The sequence below is a fragment of the Enterobacter sp. RHBSTW-00175 genome (genome assembly GCF_013927005.1).
Taxonomy (GTDB): Bacteria; Pseudomonadota; Gammaproteobacteria; order Enterobacterales; family Enterobacteriaceae; genus Enterobacter.
This window is the reverse complement of sequence record NZ_CP055930.1, coordinates 3,673,592-3,698,423: the sequence shown is the minus strand read 5'-3', so window position 1 is coordinate 3,698,423 and position 24,832 is coordinate 3,673,592. Positions and strand designations below refer to the sequence as shown.

Annotated in this window: 20 protein-coding genes; 10 read left to right on the top strand and 10 right to left on the bottom strand. The window is 53.0% G+C overall.

Annotated features, from left to right (window positions below; genetic code table 11):
- Positions 1 to 11: 11 nt before the first annotated feature.
- Positions 12 to 674 (bottom strand): fructose-6-phosphate aldolase, encoded by a 663-nt coding sequence (fsa, locus tag HV107_RS17575; RefSeq protein ID WP_182060140.1) that lies wholly within the window; start codon positions 672 to 674, stop codon positions 12 to 14.
- A gap of 128 nt (positions 675 to 802) precedes the next feature.
- Here fsa and HV107_RS17570 point away from each other — a divergent pair, with 128 nt between their 5' ends.
- From HV107_RS17570 to HV107_RS17555, 4 genes are all read left to right on the top strand, one after another.
- Complete coding sequence (locus HV107_RS17570; RefSeq protein WP_182060139.1) at positions 803 to 1,702, top strand: glycyl-radical enzyme activating protein; 900 nt, start codon at positions 803 to 805, stop codon at positions 1,700 to 1,702.
- Positions 1,703 to 1,706: 4 nt separating this feature from the next.
- Positions 1,707 to 4,139, top strand: a complete 2,433-nt coding sequence (locus HV107_RS17565) for a formate C-acetyltransferase/glycerol dehydratase family glycyl radical enzyme (RefSeq protein ID WP_182060138.1) — start codon at positions 1,707 to 1,709, stop codon at positions 4,137 to 4,139.
- 165 nt (positions 4,140 to 4,304) lie between these two features.
- Complete coding sequence (locus tag HV107_RS17560; protein ID WP_182060137.1) at positions 4,305 to 5,120, top strand: Cof-type HAD-IIB family hydrolase; 816 nt, start codon at positions 4,305 to 4,307, stop codon at positions 5,118 to 5,120.
- A 148-nt stretch (positions 5,121 to 5,268) separates the two neighbouring features.
- Positions 5,269 to 6,531: a DUF1479 domain-containing protein gene (locus HV107_RS17555; RefSeq protein ID WP_182060136.1), complete on the top strand. Its 1,263-nt coding sequence runs from the start codon at positions 5,269 to 5,271 to the stop codon at positions 6,529 to 6,531.
- Here HV107_RS17555 and HV107_RS17550 read toward each other — a convergent pair.
- Positions 6,528 to 7,601, bottom strand: a complete 1,074-nt coding sequence (locus tag HV107_RS17550) for a LacI family DNA-binding transcriptional regulator (protein WP_182060135.1) — start codon at positions 7,599 to 7,601, stop codon at positions 6,528 to 6,530. The two genes, HV107_RS17555 and HV107_RS17550, sit on opposite strands and share 4 nt — an antisense overlap.
- A gap of 289 nt (positions 7,602 to 7,890) precedes the next feature.
- Between HV107_RS17550 and HV107_RS17545 the strand changes: the two genes are divergently transcribed.
- Together HV107_RS17545 and HV107_RS17540 are read left to right on the top strand one after the other, a co-directional pair.
- Positions 7,891 to 9,192, top strand: a complete 1,302-nt coding sequence (locus HV107_RS17545; protein WP_182060134.1) for an MFS transporter — start codon at positions 7,891 to 7,893, stop codon at positions 9,190 to 9,192.
- Between the two features lie 17 nt (positions 9,193 to 9,209).
- Positions 9,210 to 11,576 carry a glycoside hydrolase family 31 protein gene (locus HV107_RS17540; protein WP_182060133.1) on the top strand — a complete coding sequence of 789 codons (2,367 nt, stop codon included), beginning with the start codon at positions 9,210 to 9,212 and terminating at the stop codon, positions 11,574 to 11,576.
- A gap of 100 nt (positions 11,577 to 11,676) precedes the next feature.
- Here HV107_RS17540 and HV107_RS17535 read toward each other — a convergent pair whose 3' ends face one another.
- Complete coding sequence (locus tag HV107_RS17535; protein ID WP_182060132.1) at positions 11,677 to 13,272, bottom strand: ABC-F family ATPase; 1,596 nt, start codon at positions 13,270 to 13,272, stop codon at positions 11,677 to 11,679.
- A gap of 221 nt (positions 13,273 to 13,493) precedes the next feature.
- Here HV107_RS17535 and ldtB point away from each other — a divergent pair, with 221 nt between their 5' ends.
- Positions 13,494 to 14,414: a L,D-transpeptidase gene (gene ldtB / locus HV107_RS17530; protein ID WP_182060131.1), complete on the top strand. Its 921-nt coding sequence runs from the start codon at positions 13,494 to 13,496 to the stop codon at positions 14,412 to 14,414.
- A gap of 242 nt (positions 14,415 to 14,656) precedes the next feature.
- A complete protein-coding gene (locus tag HV107_RS17525; RefSeq protein ID WP_182060130.1) occupies positions 14,657 to 15,466 on the top strand; it encodes a glycosyltransferase in 810 nt (269 codons plus the stop codon).
- Positions 15,467 to 15,481: 15 nt separating this feature from the next.
- Here the strand turns inward: HV107_RS17525 and HV107_RS17520 are convergent, their stop codons facing one another.
- From HV107_RS17520 to mntR, 6 genes are all read right to left on the bottom strand, one after another.
- Positions 15,482 to 16,198: a GntR family transcriptional regulator gene (locus HV107_RS17520; protein WP_182060129.1), complete on the bottom strand. Its 717-nt coding sequence runs from the start codon at positions 16,196 to 16,198 to the stop codon at positions 15,482 to 15,484.
- Positions 16,199 to 16,213: 15 nt separating this feature from the next.
- A complete protein-coding gene (locus tag HV107_RS17515) occupies positions 16,214 to 17,536 on the bottom strand; it encodes a PTS sugar transporter subunit IIC (RefSeq protein ID WP_014069469.1) in 1,323 nt (440 codons plus the stop codon).
- Positions 17,537 to 17,586: 50 nt separating this feature from the next.
- Positions 17,587 to 18,963, bottom strand: coding sequence for a glycoside hydrolase family 1 protein (locus HV107_RS17510; RefSeq protein ID WP_182060128.1), 1,377 nt, complete (start codon positions 18,961 to 18,963; stop codon positions 17,587 to 17,589).
- A gap of 149 nt (positions 18,964 to 19,112) precedes the next feature.
- The gene (locus HV107_RS17505; protein ID WP_182060127.1) at positions 19,113 to 20,153 is read right to left on the bottom strand and encodes an aldo/keto reductase; all 1,041 of its coding nucleotides are present in this window, start codon (positions 20,151 to 20,153) and stop codon (positions 19,113 to 19,115) included.
- 101 nt (positions 20,154 to 20,254) lie between these two features.
- Complete coding sequence (locus HV107_RS17500) at positions 20,255 to 21,355, bottom strand: anion transporter (protein WP_182060126.1); 1,101 nt, start codon at positions 21,353 to 21,355, stop codon at positions 20,255 to 20,257.
- Entirely contained in the window at positions 21,352 to 21,825 is a 474-nt protein-coding gene (gene mntR / locus HV107_RS17495) for a manganese-binding transcriptional regulator MntR (RefSeq protein ID WP_182060125.1), read from the bottom strand. Before mntR ends, HV107_RS17500 begins: the two co-directional genes overlap by 4 nt.
- Positions 21,826 to 22,008: 183 nt before the next feature.
- On the opposite strand from mntR, the gene mntS reads away from it, so the two are divergent.
- Positions 22,009 to 22,137, top strand: coding sequence for a manganase accumulation protein MntS (gene mntS / locus HV107_RS17490; protein WP_182060124.1), 129 nt, complete (start codon positions 22,009 to 22,011; stop codon positions 22,135 to 22,137).
- 279 nt (positions 22,138 to 22,416) lie between these two features.
- Positions 22,417 to 24,000: a phosphoethanolamine transferase gene (locus HV107_RS17485; RefSeq protein ID WP_182060123.1), complete on the top strand. Its 1,584-nt coding sequence runs from the start codon at positions 22,417 to 22,419 to the stop codon at positions 23,998 to 24,000.
- A gap of 139 nt (positions 24,001 to 24,139) precedes the next feature.
- Here the strand turns inward: HV107_RS17485 and ompX are convergent, their stop codons facing one another.
- A complete protein-coding gene (gene ompX / locus HV107_RS17480; RefSeq protein WP_014069459.1) occupies positions 24,140 to 24,658 on the bottom strand; it encodes an outer membrane protein OmpX in 519 nt (172 codons plus the stop codon).
- Between the last annotated feature and the right edge of the window lie 174 nt (positions 24,659 to 24,832).

The following is a 24,832-nucleotide window of genomic DNA, read 5'->3' as shown; positions in this document are numbered from 1 at the left end:
GACCGCACCCGTCAGATAGACGTCCGTCCAAATGCCCCCTGCCAGTCCTGCTCAAACTTCACAATCGCCGCATCCACAGCCGGTGATGCGATAAACTGCTGCGCCACATCCAGCGGCAGCGTAATTGACTCGCAACCCGCCAGCAGGCAGTCCAGCGCCTGACGCGGCGTTTTGAAACTGGCGGCCAGCACTTTGGACTGTGGAGCATGAAGCGACAACAACTGCTGTAACTCCGCAACAGTCTGGATACCGTCCCCGCCCTGCGCATCCACACGGTTAACGTAAGGCGCAACATACTCAGCACCCGCCAGCGCGGACAACATCCCCTGTGCGGCACCGTATACCGCCGTGCCAAGCGTTGGAATACCTTCAGCTTTAAGCATTTTGATTGCCGCCAGCCCTTCTGCCGTCACCGGCACTTTTACCACCAGATCATTAATAATGGCACGCAGTTTACGCGCATCTTCCACCATGCCTTCTGCGGTGGTCGCCATTACCTGTGCAAACAGGCGACCTTTGCCACCCAGCGCGTCGTGCAGCTCGGGCAGTAAAACATCCAGCGGTGTTTTACCCGCCGCAACAATGCTCGGGTTAGTGGTTACGCCAGCCAGCGGGAAGATGCGGGCCAGTTTTTTGACTGCCGCAACGTCGGATGTGTCGAGATAAAGTTCCATGATGTAACCCTCAAAATTAGCCTGCATTTACCCTACCACGGCAAAACCTGCTCAAGAGTTGACCTGCATCAAGATAACTTTCATTCGAAAGTAATTTAATCTTCATATGCAAGATGAGAGGCGAAACAATGATCTTCAATATACAGCGTTATTCTACCCACGATGGCCCTGGTATTCGTACCGTGGTGTTCCTGAAAGGCTGCTCCCTGGGCTGCCGCTGGTGTCAGAACCCGGAAAGCCGCTCCCGTACCCGGGACGTGCTGTTCGACGCTCGTCTGTGCCTGGACGGCTGTGATCTGTGTCAGCAGGCAGCCCCGGGGTATATTGAGCGGGCATTAAATGGGCTGCTCATCCACCGCGAAAAACTGAACGCAGAAACGCTGGACGCCCTCACCGATTGCTGCCCGACTCAGGCTCTCACCGTCTGCGGTGAAGAACAGCAGGTCGAGGAGATTATGGAGACCGTGCTGCGCGATAAACCCTTTTACGACCGCAGCGGTGGCGGGATCACTCTCTCTGGCGGCGAACCCTTTATGAGCCCGGAGCTGGCGCACGCACTGTTTAAAACCAGCCACGAACAGGGAATTCATACCGCTGTTGAAACCTGTCTTCACGTGCCCTGGCACTATATCGAGCCATCCTTGCCCTATGTCGATCTGTTCCTGGCTGACCTGAAGCACGTGGATGGCGAGGTCTTCAGACAGTGGACGGACGGCTCGGCCAAACGCGTGCTGGATAACCTTAAGCGCCTTGCCGCTGCCGGAAAACAGCTCACCATTCGCGTGCCGCTGATCCAGGGCTTTAACGCCGATGAGGCCTCCATCACCGCCATCACTAATTTCGCCGCCGATGAACTGAACGTCCGCGATATTCATTTTCTGCCGTATCACACGCTGGGCATGAACAAATACACCCTGCTCAGCCAACCCTACTCTGCCCCTGATAAACCGCTGGATAACCCTGCGCTGCTGGATTTCGCGCAACAGTACGCCTGCCGGAAAGGGTTAACCGCGACCTTACGAGGATAAACTTATGACTACCCTGAATCTCAACACCCTCAGTGACCGTATTAAGGCACACAAAACTGCACTGGTGCACATTGTTAAGCCGCCGGTCTGTACCGAGCGCGCACAGCACTACACCGAGATGTATCAGCAGCACATGGACAAGCCGATCCCGGTACGTCGTGCGCTGGCCCTGGCGCACCACCTGGCGCAACGCACCATCTGGATCAAACACGATGAGCTGATCATCGGTAACCAGGCAAGTGAAGTCCGCGCGGCGCCAATCTTCCCGGAATACACCGTTTCCTGGATTGAAAAAGAGATTGATGACCTGGCGGATCGTCCGGGGGCAGGTTTTGCGGTAAGCGAAGAAAACAAACGCGTGCTGCATGAAATTTGCCCGTGGTGGCGTGGGCAGACGGTGCAGGATCGCTGCTACGGCATGTTCACCGACGAGCAAAAAGGCTTGCTGGAAACCGGCATCATCAAGGCAGAAGGTAATATGACATCCGGTGATGCGCACCTGGCCGTGAACTTCCCGCTGGTGCTGGAAAAAGGCCTGGACGGGATACGTGCCAAAGTTTCCGAACGCCGCACCCGCATTAACCTGACCGTACTGGACGATCTGCATGGCGATCAGTTCCTGAAAGCGATTGATATTGTTCTGGAAGCGGTCAGCCTGCACATTGAACGTTTTGCCGCGCTGGCACGTGAAATGGCGTCAACCGAAACCCGTGAAAGCCGCCGTGACGAACTGCTGGCAATGGCTGAAAACTGCGATGTGATTGCCCACGAACCGCCAAAAACCTTCTGGCAGGCGCTGCAACTGTGCTATTTCATCCAGCTTGTCCTGCAAATTGAGTCCAACGGCCACTCCGTGTCGTTCGCCCGTATGGACCAGTATCTCTACCCATACTATCGTCGCGATGTCGAACTGAACCAGTCTCTCGATCGCGAGCACGCCATTGAGCTGCTGCACAGCTGCTGGCTGAAGCTGCTGGAAGTGAACAAGATCCGCTCTGGCTCACACTCGAAAGCGTCTGCGGGCAGCCCGCTGTATCAGAACGTCACCATCGGCGGTCAGAAGCTGGTGAACGGCGAGCCAATGGATGCGGTGAACCCGCTCTCTTACGCCATTCTCGAATCCTGTGGTCGTCTGCGCTCTACCCAGCCAAACCTGAGCGTGCGTTACCATGCGGGGATGAGCAACGATTTCCTCGACGCCTGCGTGCAGGTGATCCGCTGTGGTTTCGGGATGCCGGCCTTTAACAACGATGAAATCGTGATCCCGGAATTCATCAAACTCGGTGTTGAGAAAGACGATGCCTACGATTATGCGGCGATTGGCTGTATCGAAACCGCAGTCGGGGGCAAATGGGGCTATCGCTGTACCGGCATGAGCTTTATCAACTTTGCGCGAGTGATGCTGGCAGCACTGGAAGGTGGCCGCGATGCCACCAGCGGTAAAGTGTTCCTGCCACAGGAAAAAGCACTTTCCGCCGGTAACTTCGGCAACTTCGAAGAAGTGATGGCCGCGTGGGATACCCAGATCCGCTACTACACCCGTAAATCCATCGAAATTGAGTATGTGGTGGACACCATGCTGGAGGAGAACGTCCACGATATTCTCTGTTCTGCCCTGGTGGATGACTGTATCGAGCGCGCGAAAAGCATTAAGCAAGGTGGCGCGAAGTACGACTGGGTTTCCGGTCTACAGGTGGGTATTGCCAACCTCGGCAACAGCCTGTCAGCCGTTAAAAAGCTGGTCTTCGAGCAGGGGGTTATCGGCCAGCAACAACTGGCGGCAGCACTTGCAGACGATTACGAAGGGTTAACCCACGAGCAGTTGCGCCAGCGCCTGATCAACGGTGCGCCGAAATACGGTAACGACGATGACAGCGTCGATTTACTGTTAACCCGCGCGTATGAAACCTATATTGCGGAACTTAAGCAGTACCACAACCCGCGCTACGGCCGTGGTCCAATTGGCGGTAATTACTACGCCGGGACATCTTCAATTTCGGCTAACGTACCGTTCGGCGCGGCGACGATGGCAACGCCTGATGGTCGTAAAGCGCATACGCCACTGGCGGAAGGCGCAAGCCCGGCTTCCGGCACTGACCATCTTGGCCCAACGGCGGTGATTGGCTCCGTAGGCAAGCTGCCGACTGAAGCGATTCTGGGCGGGGTACTGTTAAACCAGAAGCTGAACCCGGCAACGCTGGAAAACGATAGCGACCGCCAGAAGCTGATGGTCCTGCTGCGTACTTTCTTCGAGGTGCATAAAGGCTGGCATATTCAGTACAACATCGTATCGCGCGAAACGCTGATGGAAGCGAAGAAACACCCAGACCAGTACCGTGACCTGGTGGTGCGTGTCGCCGGTTACTCGGCATTCTTTACCGCCCTGTCGCCGGATGCGCAGGACGATATTATTGCGCGTACGGAACATACGCTGTAAAAAAATGCCCGGTGGCGCTGCGCTTACCGGGCCTACATCTTCTCCCCGTAGGCCGGGTAAGGCGAAGCCGCCACCCGGCTTACTGACTTTCATTCGAAATTAAATTTGTGCTCCCCGTCACCTTGTTATTAGAATGTTTCAAACGCAGTGACCCAGGAGCACAGTATGACCGTTAAAGTTATCGTCACCGATATGGACGGAACTTTCCTTGATGATGCCAAGCAGTACGACAGAGACCGCTTTCAGGCACAGTTTGAGCAGCTTAAAGCCCGTAATATTGCGTTCGTTGTCGCCAGCGGCAACCAGTATTACCAGCTCATCTCCTTCTTCCCGGAGCTGAAAGAGCAGATCTCCTTCGTGGCGGAAAACGGCGCGCTGGTTTTCGATCACGGCGAACAGATTTTCCACGGAGAGCTGACCCGTCATGAGTCGCAAATCGTCGTCGGTGAGTTACTGAAAGACAAAGGGCTGAATTTCGTGGCCTGCGGGCTGGAGAGCGCTTACGTCAGCGACACCGCCCCGGAAGAGTTTGTGAAGCTGATGTCAAAGCACTATCACCGCTTAAAACGCATCAGCGATTACCGCGAAATCAACGACATTCTGTTTAAGTTCTCCCTGAACCTGCCGGACAGCGATATCCCGAACCTTGTCGACAAACTGCATGTCTCGCTGGACGGTATTATGAAACCTGTCACCAGCGGCTTTGGCTTTGTTGATTTGATTATCCCGGGTCTGCACAAAGCCAACGGTATCAGCCGACTGCTGAAACGCTGGAAAATCTCCCCGCAGGAGTGCGTGGCCATCGGCGACAGCGGCAACGATGCGGAAATGCTGAAACTGGTGAAATATTCTTTTGCGATGGGCAACGCCGCACAGAGCATTAAAGACATCAGCCGCTATAGCACCGACGATAACAACCACCAGGGCGCGCTGAATGTCATTCAGGCCGTGCTCGACACACATTCCCCGTTCGACCTCTGATCGCCTCCCGCCGGGGTACTGCCCCGGCACCTCACTCTTTTTTCATCCTGTGCTGCACGTCAAGTTTTTAAACTTGCATTAACTTATTTTTAACTTAAAGTATCACTTGTAGACACTTTTACTTTCGAATGAAAGATGCGAGGCAGTTATGACGTTGACGTTTACCAGTGAAATTTTGCCTGCGGACCACAAAGCAGCAATCCGTCAGATGAAACGTGAGTTACGTGCGCAGATCGGTGACGTTCAGGCGGTGTTCGACAAGCTCAGTGATAAAATCGCCACCCGTGTGGCAGAGATTAACGCGCTGAAAAATAAGGGCGAGTCCGTCTGGCCGGTGATCCCGTTTGCGGATGTTAAAAACGGTCAGATCACGGATGCACAGCGGGACGCAGTAAAACGCCGTGGCTGTGCGGTGATCAAAGGTCACTTCCCTCGCGAGCAGGCGCTGGCATGGGATAACTCGATGCTCGACTATCTCGATCTCAATCAGTTTGATGATGTCTATAAAGGCCCGGGCGATAACTTCTTCGGCACCTTAACGGCTTCCCGCCCGGAGATTTACCCTATTTACTGGTCCCAGGCGCAGATGCAGGCCCGCCAGAGCGAAGAGATGGCGCAGGTACAATCGTTCCTGAACCGTTTATGGACATTCGAGAGCAACGGTAAACAGTGGTTCAATCCGGATGTGAGCGTCATTTATCCTGACCGTATTCGCCGCCGCCCGCCGGGAACCACCTCCAAAGGTCTGGGCGCGCACACCGATTCCGGCGCGCTGGAGCGCTGGCTGCTGCCAGCTTATCAGCAGGTGTTCGCTCGCGTGTTTGACGGCAATGTAGAGAAATACGATCCGTGGAATGCCGCGCACCGTACCGAAGTGGAAGAGTACACTGTAGATAACACCACGAAGTGTTCTGTGTTCCGCACCTTCCAGGGCTGGACGGCACTGTCGGATATGATCCCGGGCCAGGGCCTGCTGCACGTAGTGCCTATCCCGGAAGCGATGGCTTACATTCTGCTGCGCCCACTGCTGGACGACGTACCGGAAGATGAACTTTGTGGCGTGGCGCCAGGTCGCGTGCTGCCGATTTCTGAAAAATGGCATCCGTTGTTAATCGAAGCGTTAACCAGCATTCCGGCGCTGGAAGCAGGTGATTCTGTCTGGTGGCACTGTGACGTGATCCACTCCGTCGCCCCGGTAGAGGAACAACAAGGCTGGGGTAACGTGATGTATATCCCTGCCGCGCCGATGTGCGAGAAAAACCTCGCCTATGCGAAAAAGGTGAAAGCGGCGCTGGAAACCGGTGCATCTCCGGGCGATTTCCCGCGTGAAGATTATGAAACCACCTGGCAGGATCGCTTTACCGTGAATGACCTGAATATCCACGGTAAGCGCGCGCTGGGCATGGTCTAACTGTCGTATAACCCTTCCCGCTCAACGGCGGTGCGTCGTTTCCCCTGACGTATCCGCCGTACTGATTCACGAATTGTCAGCGTTCCATTCAACAATAACGTACCAATCGGCGCTGTCGGGCGCATCAGTCGCTGCTGAAGCATATGCACCGCTTCTGTTCCGAGCTCATCGCGTGGAACGTGTATCGCCGTGAGCGGCACATCCTGGATGGCCGCCAGATTAAAACCATCAATACTCATCACCGACACATCCTGCGGAACGCGCAGCCCGTGCTTTTGCAAGGCGCTTATGGTTCCCGCAGCCATAAAATCACCGCCAACTAAAAACGCCGTGGGCAGGTCTTTCCCCTCTCGCTGACGGAGCCATTCGCTGACCAGCTGTTCGGTCTCTTTCGCGCTAAAGCTTGGTACTACCAGCAGGTCACGCTTGTCCGTAAATTTCAGATTATGGTATTGCCACGCTTCACGAATGCCCGCCAGACGTAGCTCCATGGTGTAACGACGCAGGCACAGCACAGTCATCACTTCGCGATGCCCCATTTCAAACAGATACTCAGCCGCGCGTTCACCGATGGCCCGGTGGTCAGGGGCAACTGCGGGCAGACGCATCAGACGATCGCGGCAGTTGATCAGCATACAAGGTTTACCCACATCCACCGCGAGATCGTGGATATGCGGATCGTCTATCCCCAGTAAAATAGCGGCCTGCGTATCGGCTTCATTCATGCGTGCCAGAAACAGCTGGGCGTCGCTGTCATTCTCTTCCAGCGCGCAATAACGCAGCCGGACTTCATGAGACGCCAGCCCTTTACTTACACTCTGGATAACCCGGTAGTAAAAGATGTCGGACCGCTCATCAAATGCCCGCTGCGGCGCAAAGACCATCAGGCTATTCAGCAACAGCCTGCCAGCTGCCATGCCATCCATCACGCCCAGCTCCCGCGCGCACTCCAGCACTTTGCTGCGCGCTTTTTCACTGGTGTTCGCCTTGCCTGCCAGCACCCGCGAAACCGTACTAATGGAAAGCTGAGTGCGGGCGGCAATTTCAGCGATTTTTAGTCTTTTATCCATTTTGTGATCTCGCTCCATTTGCGAAATGAAAAAATTTTCATAACGTGAATATCAGGTAAACAGTGCGTTAAATACAATAATGCCAAATGATTGCGGCCAGTTATGAGAAAGCTTGCACAAAATCCGCTATTGCCTGCCTATTTTCTCCCTTAATGTGAATTTGTCACACAGCTTCCATACTAGTTGTATAGCAACTTTTATCAGCAAAACGGATAACTATCAAAGCCATAAAAAATGTGTGTGACATCCGAAACGTCTGCCCCCTACCGTCCCTCTAGTGGAGAGAGAAATGAGTCAGGATATCAATAACACTGCAACAGCAAGTAAAACCCGCCGGGTCATTAAAAACCTGCGCTGGTACGTACTGGTTCTGTTTTTACTTGGCGTCACCGTCAACTACATCACCCGTAACTCACTGGGAATTCTTGCACCTGAGCTGAAAGAGAGCCTGGGCATCACCACCGAGCAATACTCCTGGATAGTGGGCGCGTTCCAGATTGCCTACACCATTTTCCAGCCGCTGTGTGGCTGGCTGATTGATGTCATCGGCCTGAAGATTGGTTTTATGGTCTGTGCGGGTCTCTGGGCGCTGATGTGTATTTTCCATGCGGGAGCCGGAAGCTGGCTGCATCTTGCGATCCTGCGCTTCTTTATGGGTGCCTCAGAAGCGGCTGCCACCCCGGCGAACGCCAAAACCATCGGTGAATGGTTCCCGAAATCTGAACGCCCGGTGGCCGCCGGTTGGGCGGGTGTCGGCTTTTCGATTGGCGCGATGCTTGCGCCACCGATTATCTACTTTGCCCATGCCTCATTCGGCTGGCAGGGTGCATTTATGTTCACCGGCGTGCTGGCGCTGCTGTGGGTGATCCTCTGGTGGGCGTTTTATTACAACCCGGAACAGCACCCGAACCTGGGCAAGGATGAACTGGCATATATCAAGCAGGATAACGAACCGCCCGCGGTCAAACTGCCTTTCCTGACGGCGCTGAAGACGGTTTCAAAAAACAAACGTTTTTACGGTATTGCTATCCCGGCCTTTATGGCGGAACCGGCCTGGGCCGTGCTGAGCTTCTGGGTGCCATTGTACCTAGCCAAAGAGCACGGCATGGACCTGAAGCAGATTGCGATGTTCGCCTGGCTGCCGTTCCTCGCCGCCGATATCGGTAGCGTGGCGAGTGGCTATCTTACCCGGCTCTATACCCGCTGGTTCGGTTGCTCCCGCGTTAACTCAATCGTTGCCAGCTCCGTGACCGGCGCGTTCCTGATGATCTCTCTGGGCATCGTGGCTATTACCCGCGACCCGTATATCACCATTGTGCTGATCTCCATTGGTGGTTTTGGGCATCAGATTATCTCCTGCATGTTAAGCGCTCTGGTGGTGGAGTCTTTTGATAAGGGCCAGATGGCCACCGTCAACGGGATGCGCGGATCGGCGGCGTGGATCGCCAGTTTCCTGTTCTCTCTTTTGATTGGTGTTACCGCCGACAAAATCGGCTTTAACCCGCTGTTCATTGCCATGGGTTTCTTTGACCTGATTGGCGCTGTTTTCCTGGTGGCATTTATTGCTGAACGTCGCGCCAAGCGCGCCTGATAGTGGATGTATTGCATATGAAAACCCTGAAAAGCTGGACCGTAGATAAACAGTCGGCGAACCATCTGGAACTGGTGGTGGATAATCAGCACCGCCTGTGTCTGTATGTGCTGGAAGAGAACCTGTTCCGCGTGCTGATTAAACGCAAAGGCGAGCTGGCACTGGACCGCACCTGGAGCATCGCGCCAGAGAAAGATGTGCCGTGGGAAGGCCGTCGCCGCGACGATCTCAGCGGTTTTTCCTGCCCTGCCTGGACGCTGACACAACAGGGCGATACCCTGACGGTCGCCACGGAACAGCTGCGTGTGACAGTGCATCAGCCGCTGTGGCTGGAGTGGTATTACCGGAATGAAGCGGGCGAGTGGCAGCCGCTGGTGAATGACCGCCCGACCAGCGCCTATCTGCTGAACGCCCATGGCGATGGCGTGGCGCACTACCTGAGCCGTCGTAAAGACGAGCGTTTCTACGGTCTGGGTGAAAAAACCGGTGATTTACAGCGTAACGGTAAGCGCTATGAGATGCGTAACCTTGACGCCATGGGCTATAACGCGGTCAGTACCGACCCGCTCTACAAACATATTCCGTTCACTATCGCCCGTCGTGATGACGTGAGCTACGGCCTGTTTTATGACAACCTGAGCAGCTGCTGGCTGGATTTGGGTAACGAAATCGACAACTACCATACCGCCTATCGCCGCTGGCAGGCGGAAGCCGGCGACATCGATTACTACATCTTTACCGGTAAAAAGGTACTGGATATCACCAAAGCCTTCGTGCGCCTGACCGGGAAAACGCTGTTTGGGCCAAAATGGAGCCTGGGTTACAGCGGCTCAACCATGCATTACACCGATGCGCCGGACGCGCAAAACCAGCTGATGAACTTTATCCGCCTGTGCGAAGAGCACGCCATTCCGTGCGACTCGTTCCAGCTGTCGTCGGGTTATACCTCCATTAACGGCAAGCGTTACGTCTTTAACTGGAATTACGACAAGGTGCCGCAGCCGAAAGTGATGAGCCAGGCGTTCCACGATGCGGGGCTGAAGCTCGCCGCGAACATCAAACCGTGCCTGTTGCAGGATCATCCGCGCTATAACGAAGTCGCAGAGAGCGGCCTGTTCATTCGCGATTCAGAAACCGATGCACCAGAACGCTCCAGCTTCTGGGATGACGAAGGATCGCACCTCGACTTTACCAACCCGCAGACGGTGCAGTGGTGGCAGAACGGCGTGACCACACAGCTACTGGAAATGGGGATCGACTCCACCTGGAACGACAATAACGAATATGAAGTGTGGGACGGCGAAGCACGTTGCTTTGGTTTCGGCAAGGAGATCGCCATTAAGCACATTCGCCCGGTGATGCCGCTACTGATGATGCGCGCCTCGCTGGAAGCGCAGCAGCGTTTTGCCCCGGAAAAACGCCCGTATCTGATCTCCCGCTCCGGTTGTGCCGGGATGCAGCGCTACGTGCAGACCTGGAGTGGCGATAACCGCACCAACTGGGACACGCTACGCTTTAACACCCGTATGGGGCTGGGGATGAGCTTGTCCGGATTGTTTAACGTGGGCCATGATGTCGGCGGTTTCTCCGGGGATAAACCAGACGCTGAGCTGTTTGTCCGCTGGGTACAAAACGGTGTGATGCACCCCCGTTTTACCATTCACTCATGGAATGACGATCATACGGTGAACGAACCGTGGATGTATCCGGGTGTGACGCCTGCAATCCGTAGCGCCATTGAACTGCGTTATCGCCTGCTGCCTTACCTTTATACCCTGCTCTGGCAGGCACATGCGGACGATGAACCGATGTTGCGCCCAACCTTCCTCGATCATGAACATGATGTTCAGACCTTTGAAGAGAGCGATGACTTCTTGCTGGGCCGCGATGTGCTGGTGGCGAGCGTGGTCGAAGCCGGGCAGCGCGAACGTCGCGTCTGGCTGCCGGATAACGAAACCGGCTGGTATGATTTTTACACCCACGAGTGGTTCTCTGGCGGCCAGTGGATCACCCGCGATGCGCCGCTGGAAAAACTGCCGTTGTTGGTACGCGCCGGGGCTGGTCTGCCGCTTAGCGAACGTATTACCCATGTGAGCACCGAAAAAGACGATACCCGCGAACTGAAACTGTTCCCGGTGAAAGGCGTGGGTACGACGACCGGCCTGGTGTTTGAAGATGACGGCGAAAGCTGGGGTTACCAGAAAGGTAATGCGCTGTGGCTGGAGTGGGAAATGGTGTGTGACGGAGCGACCATCAATCTGAAGGTCAACGCGCGCGGGGATTACCGTCCGGCGTGGAAAGCACTGAAGGTGTCGTTACCGACGGGAGAAAAACGTAAGCTGCTGGTGAATGGCGTTGAAGGGGGTGAATGGGTGATGCAATAGCCCCTCACCCCGACCCTCTCCCCATAGGGGCGAGGGTGAAAACCGCACGGAGCAGTCCCCTCTCCCCTATGGGGAGAGGGTTACGGTGAGGGGAATTATTTTAGTTATCGATACCTTTGCTGCGCAGGTAATCTTCGTAGTTACCGGTGAAGTCCACTACGCGCTCAGGCGTAATCTCAATCACCCGGGTTGCCAGCGAGCTCACGAACTCACGGTCGTGGGAAACGAAGATCAGCGTACCCTGATACATTTCCAGCGCCATGTTCAGCGATTCGATAGATTCCATATCCAGGTGGTTGGTCGGTTCATCCATCACCAGAATATTCGGTTTTTCCATCATCAGCTTACCGAATAGCATACGCCCCTTCTCACCACCGGAGAGCACTTTCGCTGGCTTCTTGATATCGTCCTGGCTGAACAGCAAACGCCCCAGAATGCTGCGCACTGCCTGCTCGTCATCGCCTTCTTGCTTCCACTGGCTCATCCAGTCGAAGACCGTCAGATCGTTTTCAAACTCGTATTCGTGATCCTGCGCGTAGTAGCCAATCTGCGCATTCTCGGACCACTTCACGGTTCCGTTATCCGGCTGCAGCTCGCCGACCAGCGTTTTCAGCATGGTGGATTTACCCACGCCGTTAGCACCCAGAATGGCGATCTTCTCGCCCACTTCCAGCAGCAGGTTGAAGTTTTTAAACAGTGGACCGTTTTCGAAGCCTTTGGTGAGGGCTTCCACTTCCAGCGCGTTACGGAACAGTTTCTTGTCCTGCTCGAAGCGGATGAACGGGTTCTGACGGCTGGAGGCTTTCACTTCATCGAGCTTGATCTTATCAATCTGACGGGCGCGAGAGGTTGCCTGACGCGATTTAGAGGCGTTGGCGCTGAAGCGGCTGACGAAGGATTGCAGGTCAGCAATCTGTGCTTTTTTCTTGGCGTTATCGGCCAGCAGACGCTCACGGGCCTGGGTTGCCGCAGTCATGTATTCGTCGTAGTTGCCCGGGTAAACGCGCAGCTCGCCGTAGTCCAGATCCGCCATATGCGTACAGACCATGTTCAGGAAGTGACGGTCGTGCGAAATGATAATCATGGTGCTGTCACGATCGTTGAGCGTCTGCTCCAGCCAGCGGATGGTGTCGATGTCCAGGTTGTTCGTTGGTTCGTCGAGCAGCAGAATGTCCGGGTTAGAGAACAGCGCCTGCGCCAGAAGCACACGCAGCTTCCAGCCCGGTGCGACTTCGCTCATCGGGCCGTAATGCTGTTCAACAGGAATACCGACACCCAGCAGCAGCTCACCTGCGCGTGATTCCGCAGAGTAGCCATCCATTTCACCATACAGCACTTCAAGATCGGCCACTTTGTAGCCATCTTCTTCACTCATTTCAGCCAGCGCGTAGATACGATCGCGCTCCTGCTTCACTTCCCACAGCTCCGCGTGTCCCATGATCACCGTATCAAGCACGGTGAACTCTTCGAAGGCGAACTGATCCTGACGCAGCTTACCGATACGCTCGTTAGGATCGAGCGATACGTTGCCAAGCGTCGGCTCTAAATCGCTGCCGAGGATCTTCATAAAGGTGGATTTTCCGCTACCGTTGGCACCAATCAGGCCGTAACGGTTGCCGCCGCCAAATTTGACGGAAATATTTTCGAACAGCGGCTTACTGCCAAACTGCATAGTGACGTTGCTGGTAACTAACACGGGAGATTCCTGCGAAAAGTGTGATAAACACGGCATTATGCCACAATTCCGAAATGAGATCCCGTGTTGCAGCTTTCCACTAAACTTTAACAAAATCGAAAAAAGTGTGATTTCGTACACATCTGAATTCCCTGCGAGAGGGAATGCACATATAATGCGCTCCCATCACAGATTCAGACTTATCAACTAATCGCCAGAGTGGCTCAGATACCTCGCACAACATGAACATGAAATTAAAAACGCTTTTTGCGGCGGCGTTAGCCGTAGTAGGTTTTTGCAAAACCGCTTCTGCGGTGACTTATCCTCTGCCGACAGACGGTAGCCGTCTGGTGGGTCAAAACCAGGTTGTCACCGTTGAAGAGGGTAACTCCCAGCCACTGGAATATTTTGCTGCACAATACCAGCTCGGCCTGTCAAACATGCTGGAAGCAAACCCGGGTGTTGACCCGTATCTGCCAAAAGCTGGCACCGTACTGAACATCCCACAGCAGCTGATCCTGCCAGATACCGTGCACGAAGGTATCGTGATTAACAGCGCCGAAATGCGTCTGTACTACTACCCGAAAGGCACTAACACCGTGATCGTGCTGCCTATCGGTATCGGCCAGTTGGGTAAAGACACCCCGCTGAACTGGACCACCAAAGTTGAGCGTAAGAAAGCAGGCCCAACCTGGACCCCAACGGCGAAAATGCACGCGGAATATATTGCCGCAGGCGAGCCGCTGCCAGCCGTTGTACCGGCAGGCCCGGATAACCCAATGGGTCTGTATGCCCTGTACATCGGCCGTCTGTATGCGATTCACGGGACCAACGCCAACTTTGGTATCGGCCTGCGTGTGAGCCACGGTTGTGTACGTCTGCGTAACGACGACATCAAGTTCCTGTTCGAAAACGTACCGGTCGGAACTCGCGTACAGTTCATCAACGAGCCGGTAAAAGCCACTTCCGAGCCGGATGGCAGCCGTTACATCGAGGTTCACAACCCGCTGTCTACTAGCGAAGACCAGTTCAACAACAACGAAATCGTGCCAATTACGCTGAACAGCGCAGTACAATCTGTGACTTCTCAGGCTGACGTAGAATCCACGGTTGTTGACCAGGCAGTTCAAAACCGTTCCGGGATGCCTGTGCGTTTAAACTAAATGCACCCGCTATTTAGGTAATCCGAAAAACCCCGCGCTGTCGGGGTTTTTTATTTGCGCTATCCCACATTCTTGCCACGGCCAAAAGACATTAATTGCTATATTCCCCATTGCCGCCATTTTCTGCTAAAGCTTCGGGGTTACTTCTTTTCATCTAAGTGCTATCATGCGCCAACTTATAAAATCAGCTTTTTCTGTATTTTGTAGGGTTGTAAATTCTTTCTGGAGCCCGCTTAGTCACGATGATCAGTATTAACTTAACAACAACAAAATCGCGCCTTTATCTCTGTTCGCAAACAGTGTGGTCACTTGCGAACCAGAGTACCAGGGTCGATCAAATTGTTGTTTGGGTTTCCAGCACAGCATATCTCAGTGACGATGGCATCACTGAAGAGCCAGAGTGGGCGGATAAAATCCGCCAGACAGGCACTAACCTTGTCTTTAAATGGGTAAAGAATACAGGACCTTATCGTAAATTATTCCCGGCACTGCAAGTTGCTACGGATGACGATATTCTGATCTATGCCGATGACGATGCCATTTATAACGAAATTTGGGCGCAAACCCTTCTTGATGACTTTTATCGTCATAATCAAAAATGTGTTGTCGCGGCCCGTGTGCGTAAAACGGTAAAGAAGAAGAAAGATATCCTCGATACCTATCGTAATTTCCCGTTAATTACGGTGCCGAAAGTGATTGAGCAGGACTATATCATCACCGGTCTGGGTGGTGTGGTGCTCAAGAAAAGTATGATCCCGGAGTATTTTCACTACAATGAGGACTTCCTTAAGGTCTGTCCTCGCGCAGATGACATCTGGATCAGTAAACTTATCCAGTTAACCAAAACGCCTGTCTATGTTTCGGCTCAGAGCATCCGTTTTGTTCATGAAATCATCCATGATTACGGTTTGTCCCGCGCAAATACCAGTAAAATTAAACGTTCACTCTTTCAAAAAATTCGATTTACGTTTAAGCCTGGTCAGATCCACTATTTATGCCAGAACGATCTCTATATTAAAGACACCGACAGTTACTTTGAGTCGTGTGCCTGAAAGCTGAATAGCACATTACCCATTATTTACGATCACGATCCCGCTGTGATCGTAACGATAGTGACAGTGGGCATACTCCAGCGGTGTGCCATCTTCCAGATAGATAACCTGCTCGACCTCCAGAATCGGATCGGTTTGTTCGCAAACCAGATGCTGCATATCCAGTGCATTCGGTTTTAGCGCACGCACCACACGGTATGACCCCATGATTTTCAGGCCCAGCGTCTCCTGCACGTATTGAAATACCGAGCTTTCCAGATGTGTTTTATTCAGGCCGGGCACCAGATTGAGCGGCATTACGGTTGAATCCAGCGACATTGGCTCGCCATTAAGCAACCGCAGGCGTACAAAGTCGTACACGGGAGCATCACCGTTAATCATCAGAGAGGCTTGTTCTTTCTCATTGGGAAAACGCAGTTCGAAATGGACAACCTGGCTGCTGACCGTGCCCAGATGCTCCCAGGTTTTTGTCGCGCCAAAGTAGTCGCTTCCTGAAAGATCCCACTGCGAGAGTTGCAGGAAATTCTTGCGGATGAACGTCCCCTGCCCCTGACGGGTGTACACCAGTCCTTCAACAATCAACTGCCGCATGGCCTGCTGAATAGTCATACGACTGGTACTGAACTCCGCCGCCAGCGCAAACTGGTCCGGCAGCGGTTCATTGGCGGCATACTGTTGGCTGATAATACGTTTTTTAATTTCACGCGCTATGGTGATGTACTTCGCCGCCATCGTCCTTTCCTTCCGTTAGTTTTCTGTCCCGCTGTTTCTTAATGCCACTCTCTCGGCAATCTTGAGGAAAGGCAGGTAGAAGAATACACCAAATATAATGATTGCCAACTGCACAACCACGGCCCGCCAGTCCCCTGCAGTCGCCAGCCAGGCGCTCAGAATAGGCGGTGTTGTCCAGGGGATCATCACCACACAACGCGACATTAACCCGAGCGTCGTACAGAGCCAGGCAAAGTAAATGCCAATGGCAGGCAACAGGACAAACGGGATCATCAGCGGCAGGTTAAATACAATCGGCAGACCAAAAATCACGGGTTCGTTGATATTGAATAAACCTGGCGCCAGAGACAGGCGTGCAACCTGTTTGGCCGATTTTTGCCGTGAGAAGACAAAAATAGCGATCAGCAGTGAGATGGTGCTGCCGGTACCGCCCACCATGCCAAATGTCGGCACAAAGATATTGTTGATGATATGTGGGATCGGCTGACCGTTGGCGAAGGCCAGCATGTTCTCATTGGTATTAATCAGCAGAAACGGCTCGAGCACCACACTGTTAACCACCGACTGATGTATACCGAGCGTGAACAAAAAATTACCGAAGCTATAGATAAAAATAGTGCCCGGCAGGCTGGTGTTAATCAGACGCAAAGGCTGCTGAATAAAAGTGGTAATAAGATGGATAAGATCCGTATGCATCACGGTTGCCAGTACCGCGGCCAGTACGGCAAATAACGAGAGCGTGAGGATCGTTGGGATCAGCGCGGTAAAAGATTTGCTCACCGCCGGCGGCACATTTTCCCCAAGCGAGATGTGCAGTGCCTTCAGTCGGGAAATGGCGATAAACACTTCCGTCGAGAGTAAACCAATCAGTACGCCGGCAAAAATCCCGGTCGAGCCGATGTTGGCAAACGTCAGCACCTGCGTGACGTTGACCGTGGTCTGGCTTCCGACCGGGGTAAGTTGCAGATGCATTGGCATCATGATGATAAAACTGCTGACCGCGATAACCACTGCCGAAACCGGGTTGTCGAAATCTTTGTTGCGTGCCAGCGACCAGGCAATCATCGGTGCAAGCAAAAGTGCGGCGATATTCAGCGTACCGTTGATAATCGCCTCTCCCCATACTTTGAACTGCGTCAGCGTGTCACCGTGAAATAGCCAAGGAAACACCACATTGTTCACCAGCACCGCTAAACCGGCGAGGATAAAAATGGGCATTACCGTGGCGAAGGCATCGCGCAAGGAACGCAGGTGCACCTGGTTGGCAAGGCGCGCCGAAAACTCAACAAATCTGTCGACGAAGGACTGCATCGCAGGTGTAATTTTTGTTTCAGACATAGCGGATATTCCCATTCATCAGTCACAAAAACGGCCCGGCAGCGTACAACTTACATCTCGCGCCCGTTGGTATGGATAACCTGTTTCAACCACGCATAGCTCTTTTTCGGCACGCGTTTCATATCCCGCAGGTCATGATTCTCGCGGTTCACATACACCACACCGTACCGTTTACGCATGTCGCCCTGCGAACTCAGAATGTCGATAAGACCCCAACCGAGATAGCCAATAACCTGCGCCCCGTCTTCAAAAATGGCCTCTTTCATGGCCTCGATATGCGCGCGGTGATAATCAACGCGGTAGGTATCGTCAATCGGGTTAACGCCATCCCAGGATTCAATCACCCCAATTCCGTTCTCAATCGGGAATACCGGCAGACGCCAGTCGTTGTAGTAGCGGGTGATAATGGCGCGGAAGCCCAACGGATCAATCTGCCAGTTCCACTCAGTCGCTTTGAGGTACGGATTGTTTTTGTCGCCATGCAGCAGGTAATAGTTTACCGGCGTCCCATCCGGGATGGCGTCGCTGTCGAGGGTTTTACTGGCATAATAGCTGAACGCCATGTAGTCGTTTTTGGTACGCGCCAGCAGCGCCAAATCCTCAGGATGGTAGATATCCCCGAAGCCCTGTTGTTCGACAACAGCCATCACCGCCGGGCTATAGCCCTGCCCTGCAAAGACGCGCAACAGGTTTTGATTAAGGAACTCGTCATACTGCTGGGCACAGAAGATATCGCGCGGTTTACAGGTGGCCGGATAGATAAGCTGGTGTGCCAGCATCCCGCCCATCAGCTTGCCCGGTTTGGTCTGGTGCAGATATTCTGTCAGCGCCATATGCGCCACCATCGTATGATGCTGGAGCTCATACAGTTCGCGCAGGGTTTTCTCCCCTTTCATGTAACCGGAAATTCTGAAGGCTTCCGGCATATGGAAAATGTTCTGCTCATTAAACGTCAGCCAGTACTTCACGCGATCGCCATAGCAGTCGATCATCTTTTTGCCGTAACGGATAAACGCGTCCATAACGCGGCGATCGTTAAAACCGTTGTACTCCTGCGCCAGCGCCAGCGGCATATCAAAGTGGTAGAGGCAAATCATCGGCTCAATACCGCGGGCAATCAGGTCGTTGATGAAGCGATCGTAAAAGGCGATTCCCTCTTCGTTAAACTCGCCGTCACCCTGCGGACACACGCGGCTCCAGGCTATCTGGAACCGATAGCAGTTCATGCCCAAATCCTGCATTAAATCAAAATCTTCGCGGTAACGATGGTAAGAATCGGTTGCTACTTTCCAGTCAGAGGCGTGTTCACTTGCTTCCCGGATGTCGTACACCGACATCCCTTTTCCGCCCTCATTCCATGCGCCTTCAGTCTGCATACTGGAAACCGAGTTTCCCCATAAAAAGTTGGCTGGCAGTAATTTCTTCATGGACTCCCCCCATATGACTAGTCATTTAAATTTCATGACTAGTCATATAGGTGAAGATGAAAAATCAATCAAAGAGAAGGATCGTTTTTTGTGAGCAGTGCGGGAAAAATAGTGACCCCGGCAGGCGAATGCTGCCGAGGAAAGCGGGGTTATTGCTGCGCTAATTGATTACGACGATACTCGCCCTGACGTTCCAGCATCCAGCCCGGATATTCGCGCGGCAGCTCGCTAACGGCATCCAGCTGTTTTAGCTCATCTTCGCTTAAACGGATGTGGGTAGCCGCGATATTATCATCAAGCTGGTCCACACGTTTGGCACCAATAATGACGCTGCTGACCGCCTTCTGATGCAGCAGCCACGCCAGGGCAATTTGTGCAACGGATACGCCTTTACTCCCGGCAATGGTGCGCATTACGTCCACACAGTCAAACGCGCGATCTTTGTTAACCGGCGGGAAATCAAATTCCAGGCGGCGGCTGCCAGCCTCGCCCTGCCCGTCACGGCCATATTTCCCGCTCAGCAAACCTCCCGCCAGCGGGCTCCAGACCATCAGCCCGACACCTTCGCTTTGCATCATCGGCACCAGCTCACGCTCCAGGTCGCGCCCGGCAATGGTGTAATAGGCCTGCAACGACGCAAAACGCGCCAGCCCAAGCCGCTCGGAAATTCCAAGCGCTTTCATGATTTGCCAGGCTGCCCAGTTGGAAACTCCGATGTACCGCACGTGGCCTTGCTGCACCAGGTTATCGAGCGCATAAAGCGTTTCTTCAACCGGCGTGGCCGGATCGAAGCCGTGTAACTGATAGAGATCGATATGATCAAGCTGAAGGCGGCGCAGGCTCTCTTTCACGCTGCTGATGATATGGTAACGAGAGTTACCCCGGGAATTCACCCCTGCCGTGCCCGTTTCGCCGAACACTTTGGTGGCGACTACCACGTTTTCGCGCGGGACTTTCAGGTTTTTCAGCGCCTGGCCGGTTATCTCTTCCGAACGCCCTTCTGAGTAGACGTTCGCCGTATCGATAAAGTTGATCCCGGCATCCAGTGCGCGCCCTACCAGCTGCTCTGATTCACTCTGGCGCAGCTGGCCAATCTTGCCCCACATACCGCCTTCACCACCGAATGTCATGGTGCCGAGGCACAGTTCAGAAACAAACAGACCGGTATTGCCCAGTTTTTGATAACGCATACAACGCTCCTCGCAATGTTCGTTCAATGGGTACAAGTGAGTTATACCTTTCTGAGCGGAATTGCGAATGTGGCGTTTCTGTCTATTTCTTGCCCATTCCTCTAAAGCAGCAGGAAACCGACCAGTGCGGCCCAGGCCAGCATGGGCAGTGACCATAAATGGAATCGCCACCAGATACGGCGGTCGTTAGCCATCCGCAGGGCAATCAGATTGGCAAGCGAACCAGGCAGAAGACCAAAGCCACCAATGTTTACCGCCCAGGCCAGTAACACAGTCGGAGGCACATAATTGAGGAGCAAAATAGTTGAAGGAACATTGCTGATAAACTGCGACAAACCGATTGCTGTGAGCCACAAACCTGCCTGCGACAAACCGCTGACGCTGTGCAGGAGATTCTGTAGAACCGGCAGTTGGATAAGCAGATGGACATCAATAAACATGGCCATAAATACCAGCAATAGCGTCCAGTCCACACTGACCAGAACACGTCTGGCGAGAATTAAAAACCCGCAGGCAACCAGCCCTACGCCTGCCAGTTCCTGTTTCATCTCCAGCGCGGTCAGGAAGACGATATACAGTGCCAGGCAGCTCCAGACCAGCCGGGGTTTCCACTCCGGGCCTGTTGTTCCGCTGTGGTACTGCAATCTCTTATCCGGGAATGCAAACCAGCAGACCACCAGCAACGACACCATCATCACCAGTGCCAGCGGCATCATCTGCCAGGTAAATGCAGCAAACGACAGCCCGGAACGCCCCCACAGCAGAATATTTTGCGGATTACCAATAGGCGTTAAAAGTGAACCCGCGTTAACGGCCAGCGCTTCAAAAATGATAAGTCGGCTTACCGGGATCTCGCAGAGTTTACGTAACGTAAGGGTCAGCGGCACAACAATAAACAGCGCCACATCGTTTGTCAGGAAGGTCGACAACACGGCAGCTGACAAGACCATAAACAGCGCCAGCTTGCGCTCGGTGGCAAAGCGGCGCACCATTTTACGCCCCAGTACGTCAAAATAGCCGCTCAGCTCGACACCTTTGGTGAGCATCATTAAACCGCTAAGCGTGATGATCGTGCGCCAGTCGATAGCCGCAGGCCATGTGTGCGGTGCAAAAGGGACAAATACGCTTAGCCCAGCCCCGATAATCAATAAGAGATGAAAGAAACGATCGCGTTTCAGCGCCTGCAATCCCGGGATTGTCATTCTGCAGATGGCCCGTATTTGACAGTGAATTCGTGGAATTTCGCCAGCGTCTCTTCACTAACGTGATGTTCCATACCTTCAGCATCCCGGCGTGCAATATCCTGGCTCACGCCCAGTACCAGTAAAAAGTTCTCAACGATCTGGTGGCGTTCGCGGCTCGCATGGGCCAGCTTTTCGCCCTCTGGCGTAAGGAATACTCCGCGCCAGGGGATCATTTCAATTAAGCCCACAGAGGCCAGTCGTTTTAACATTTTTGCGACAGTCGGTTGCGAAACACCCAGACGCGCGGCCATATCCACCTGGCGCGCTTCCCCAACCTCACGAATCAAATCTGAGATCAGCTCAACGTAGTCATCAATTAACTCACGACGATGCGCTTCGCGCACCTGACGAAATCCTTCAACATGCTCTTCAACATTAACCAGTTGCGTCGTTTTTTTTATTGTTGGCTTACCTGCGCGACGGTTCATTGTGTGTCCTCAATGGGGATGACGCTTCCAGCGCCGTGTAACGAGAGCGCCATTGTAAACCATAGCTGTACAAGCACAAAAAATTAACGAAATAGCCATAGCTATACAATATAGCCTGTGCTATATCTGTATGTAATGCAGTCACCCTTCACGGATCGAAGGGATCTTAAATCAGGAGGTCTTATGAACGAATTCAAGAGGTGTATGAACGTGTTTACTCACTCTCCCTTTAAAGTACGGTTAATGCTGTTGTCTATGCTGTGCGACATTTTTAACAACAAACCACAGCAGGGCGATAAACCATCCCACTAAGCGGCGTCGCGGTACGCCGCTTCATTTTTTCGTCACAATCCCCGTGTAAACTGGCTTTTAGCCGCCTAATTCCCGTACTTTTTCACGGATTTGCAATCCCCCTCGCAAAACATCTGCTTAGCAACTGTTGATCTTATTTACCACTAGCACTATCTTCGTGCAGCCCTGCACTATTTGCGGCTCGCTGAAGCGGACCCACATTCCCTTTCCACGCACTCTCAGGCAGGCTTTGACCCTTGACGCCAGGGTGAGCACATGGCGTTTTCATGATAGTGACCTATGAATTTAACCCTGAAAGATACACTTGTTACCCGCAGCCGGGCCTTAAGCCCGTGGACGGGATTCTACTTTCTGCAATCGCTGCTGATTAACTTTGCGCTTGGCTATCCATTTAGCCTGCTTTATGCCGTAGCTTTTACCTGCATACTCCACGTGTTGTGGCGTACTGCTCCGCGCGCACAGAAAACGTTAGTCGGGATCTGTTCTCTGGTCGCTGCGTTTTATTTCCCGTTTGGCCAGGCCTATGGCTCGCCGAACTTTAATACCCTGCTGGCACTGCACTCCACCAATATGGAAGAGTCGACAGAAATACTGACGATTTTCCCGTGGTATAGCTATGTGGTGGGCCTCTTCATTTTTGCGCTGGGCGTCATTGCCATGCGCCGTAAACCCGAAGAGAAAAAAACCTGGGGTAAAATCGAACACCTGTGTCTGGTCGTTGGCGTGGCGACCTTCTTTGTCGCCCCGGTCCAAAACCTTGCCTGGGGTGGCGTATTTAAGCTCAAAGATACCGGTTACCCGGTTTTCCGCTTCGTGAAAGACGTGGTGGTCAATAACCAGGAAGTTGTTGATGAGCAGGCGCGCATGGCTGAGCTTTCAAATATGAAAGACACCTGGAACGTGCTGGCGGTCAAACCGAAATACCATACCTATGTGGTGGTGATTGGTGAAAGCGCCCGTCGTGATGCGATGGGAGCGTTTGGCGGCCACTGGGATAATACGCCGTTTGCCAGCTCGGTTAATGGTACCTTATTTACCGATTACATCGCCGCCAGCGGCTCGACGCAAAAATCGCTCGGTCTGACATTAAACCGTGTGGTCGATGGTAAACCGCAGTATCAGGATAACTTTGTTACTCTGGCTAACCGAGCCGGTTTCCAGACATGGTGGTTCTCTAATCAGGGGCAGATTGGCGAGTACGATACGGCTATCGCCAGTATTGCAAAGCGTGCTGATGAAGTTCAGTTCCTGAAAAGCGGTGATTTTGAAGCCGATAAAAACACCAAAGATGACGCGCTACTGAAAATGACCGCTCAGGTCTTTGCCAACCCGCACACACAGCCACAGCTGATTGTCTTGCATCTGATGGGTTCACACCCGCAGGCCTGTGACCGCACGCAGGGGAAATACGCGGAATTCGTTCAGTCGAAGGAAACCTCCTGCTACCTCTATACCATGACGCAAACGGACGATCTGCTGAGCAAGCTCTATGATCAGTTGCGTAATACCGGGGAAAGTTTCTCGATGGTCTATTTCTCTGACCACGGATTAGCGTTTAAAGAACGTGGAAAAGAGGTGCAGTACCTGGCGCATGATGACAAGTACCAGCAGAACTTCCAGGTTCCGTTTATGGTGCTGTCGAGCGATGATAAAACGCATCGGATCGTGAAGGCACGCCGCTCGGCGAATGATTTCCTTGAGTTCTTCTCCCAGTGGACCGGGATTTCCGCAGAAGAGATAAAAAATGATTACCCGTTTGTTTCGGGTAAGAAGGCTCCCCCAGTGTACATTACCAACTTCAAGTTACAGAAAGTTGACTATACCCATTTGGGAACAGATATCTTCGATATAAAGAGTAAGTGACCTGCGCGGTCTGATGCCCTCTCCCATAGGGAGAGGTGACAAACACTAAAAACGGCAACCCTGGGTTGCCGTTTTGCTTTTACTTTCCATAAAAAAATCCGCCACATTGGGCGGATTTTTTATTGGCTCACCGGAGTGATTAGAAGCGGTAACCTACGCCCGCGATCCAGGTGCCAACGTCAACGCTGCGAATACGGCTCTGCTCATAGGAGAAGTCCAGAGCAACGTTTTCGATTGGGTTGAACTGTAAGCCCGCGCCGTAGGAGAAACCGTAGTCGCTGGTGCTTGCAGTGCGGTTAGCACCTTCGTTTTCAGTCTGCTGGAATTTACCGTAGCCAACACCCACAACGCCATAGATGCTTGCCCAGTCGTTCAGACGGTAAGCTGGACCAGCGGTGATACCGTAGTACTGGCTCTTGTTGTAAGCGCTGTTGTCGAAACGGTCTTTCTCAGTGTAAGTGAAGGAACCGATCACACCCAGTGGGTTGTTGTCCTGCTCGTAGCGGTATTTCAGGTTGAAACCGTTAGCTTTGTTCATCACGCCCTGCATATCGCTCTGAGCGTAACCACCAGTAACAGTAGAAGTAGCAGCTACAGCGGTACCTGCGGAAACAGCCAGAACAGCTGCCAGTGCTGAAAGACATGCAATTTTTTTCATAACCACCTCAAATGTGCTTCAAGTAAATCCGTAAGTTTTAAATATATCAAAAAATCTTGTGAAACTCTTTCTGATTCGTGATGTCTAAAGATGTCTTTCCTGTAACAGAACGTTTCCATCCTCAGCTATCTCTTTCAAATAACGCAGAATTTTCGCATCAAAAAGCTAATACTG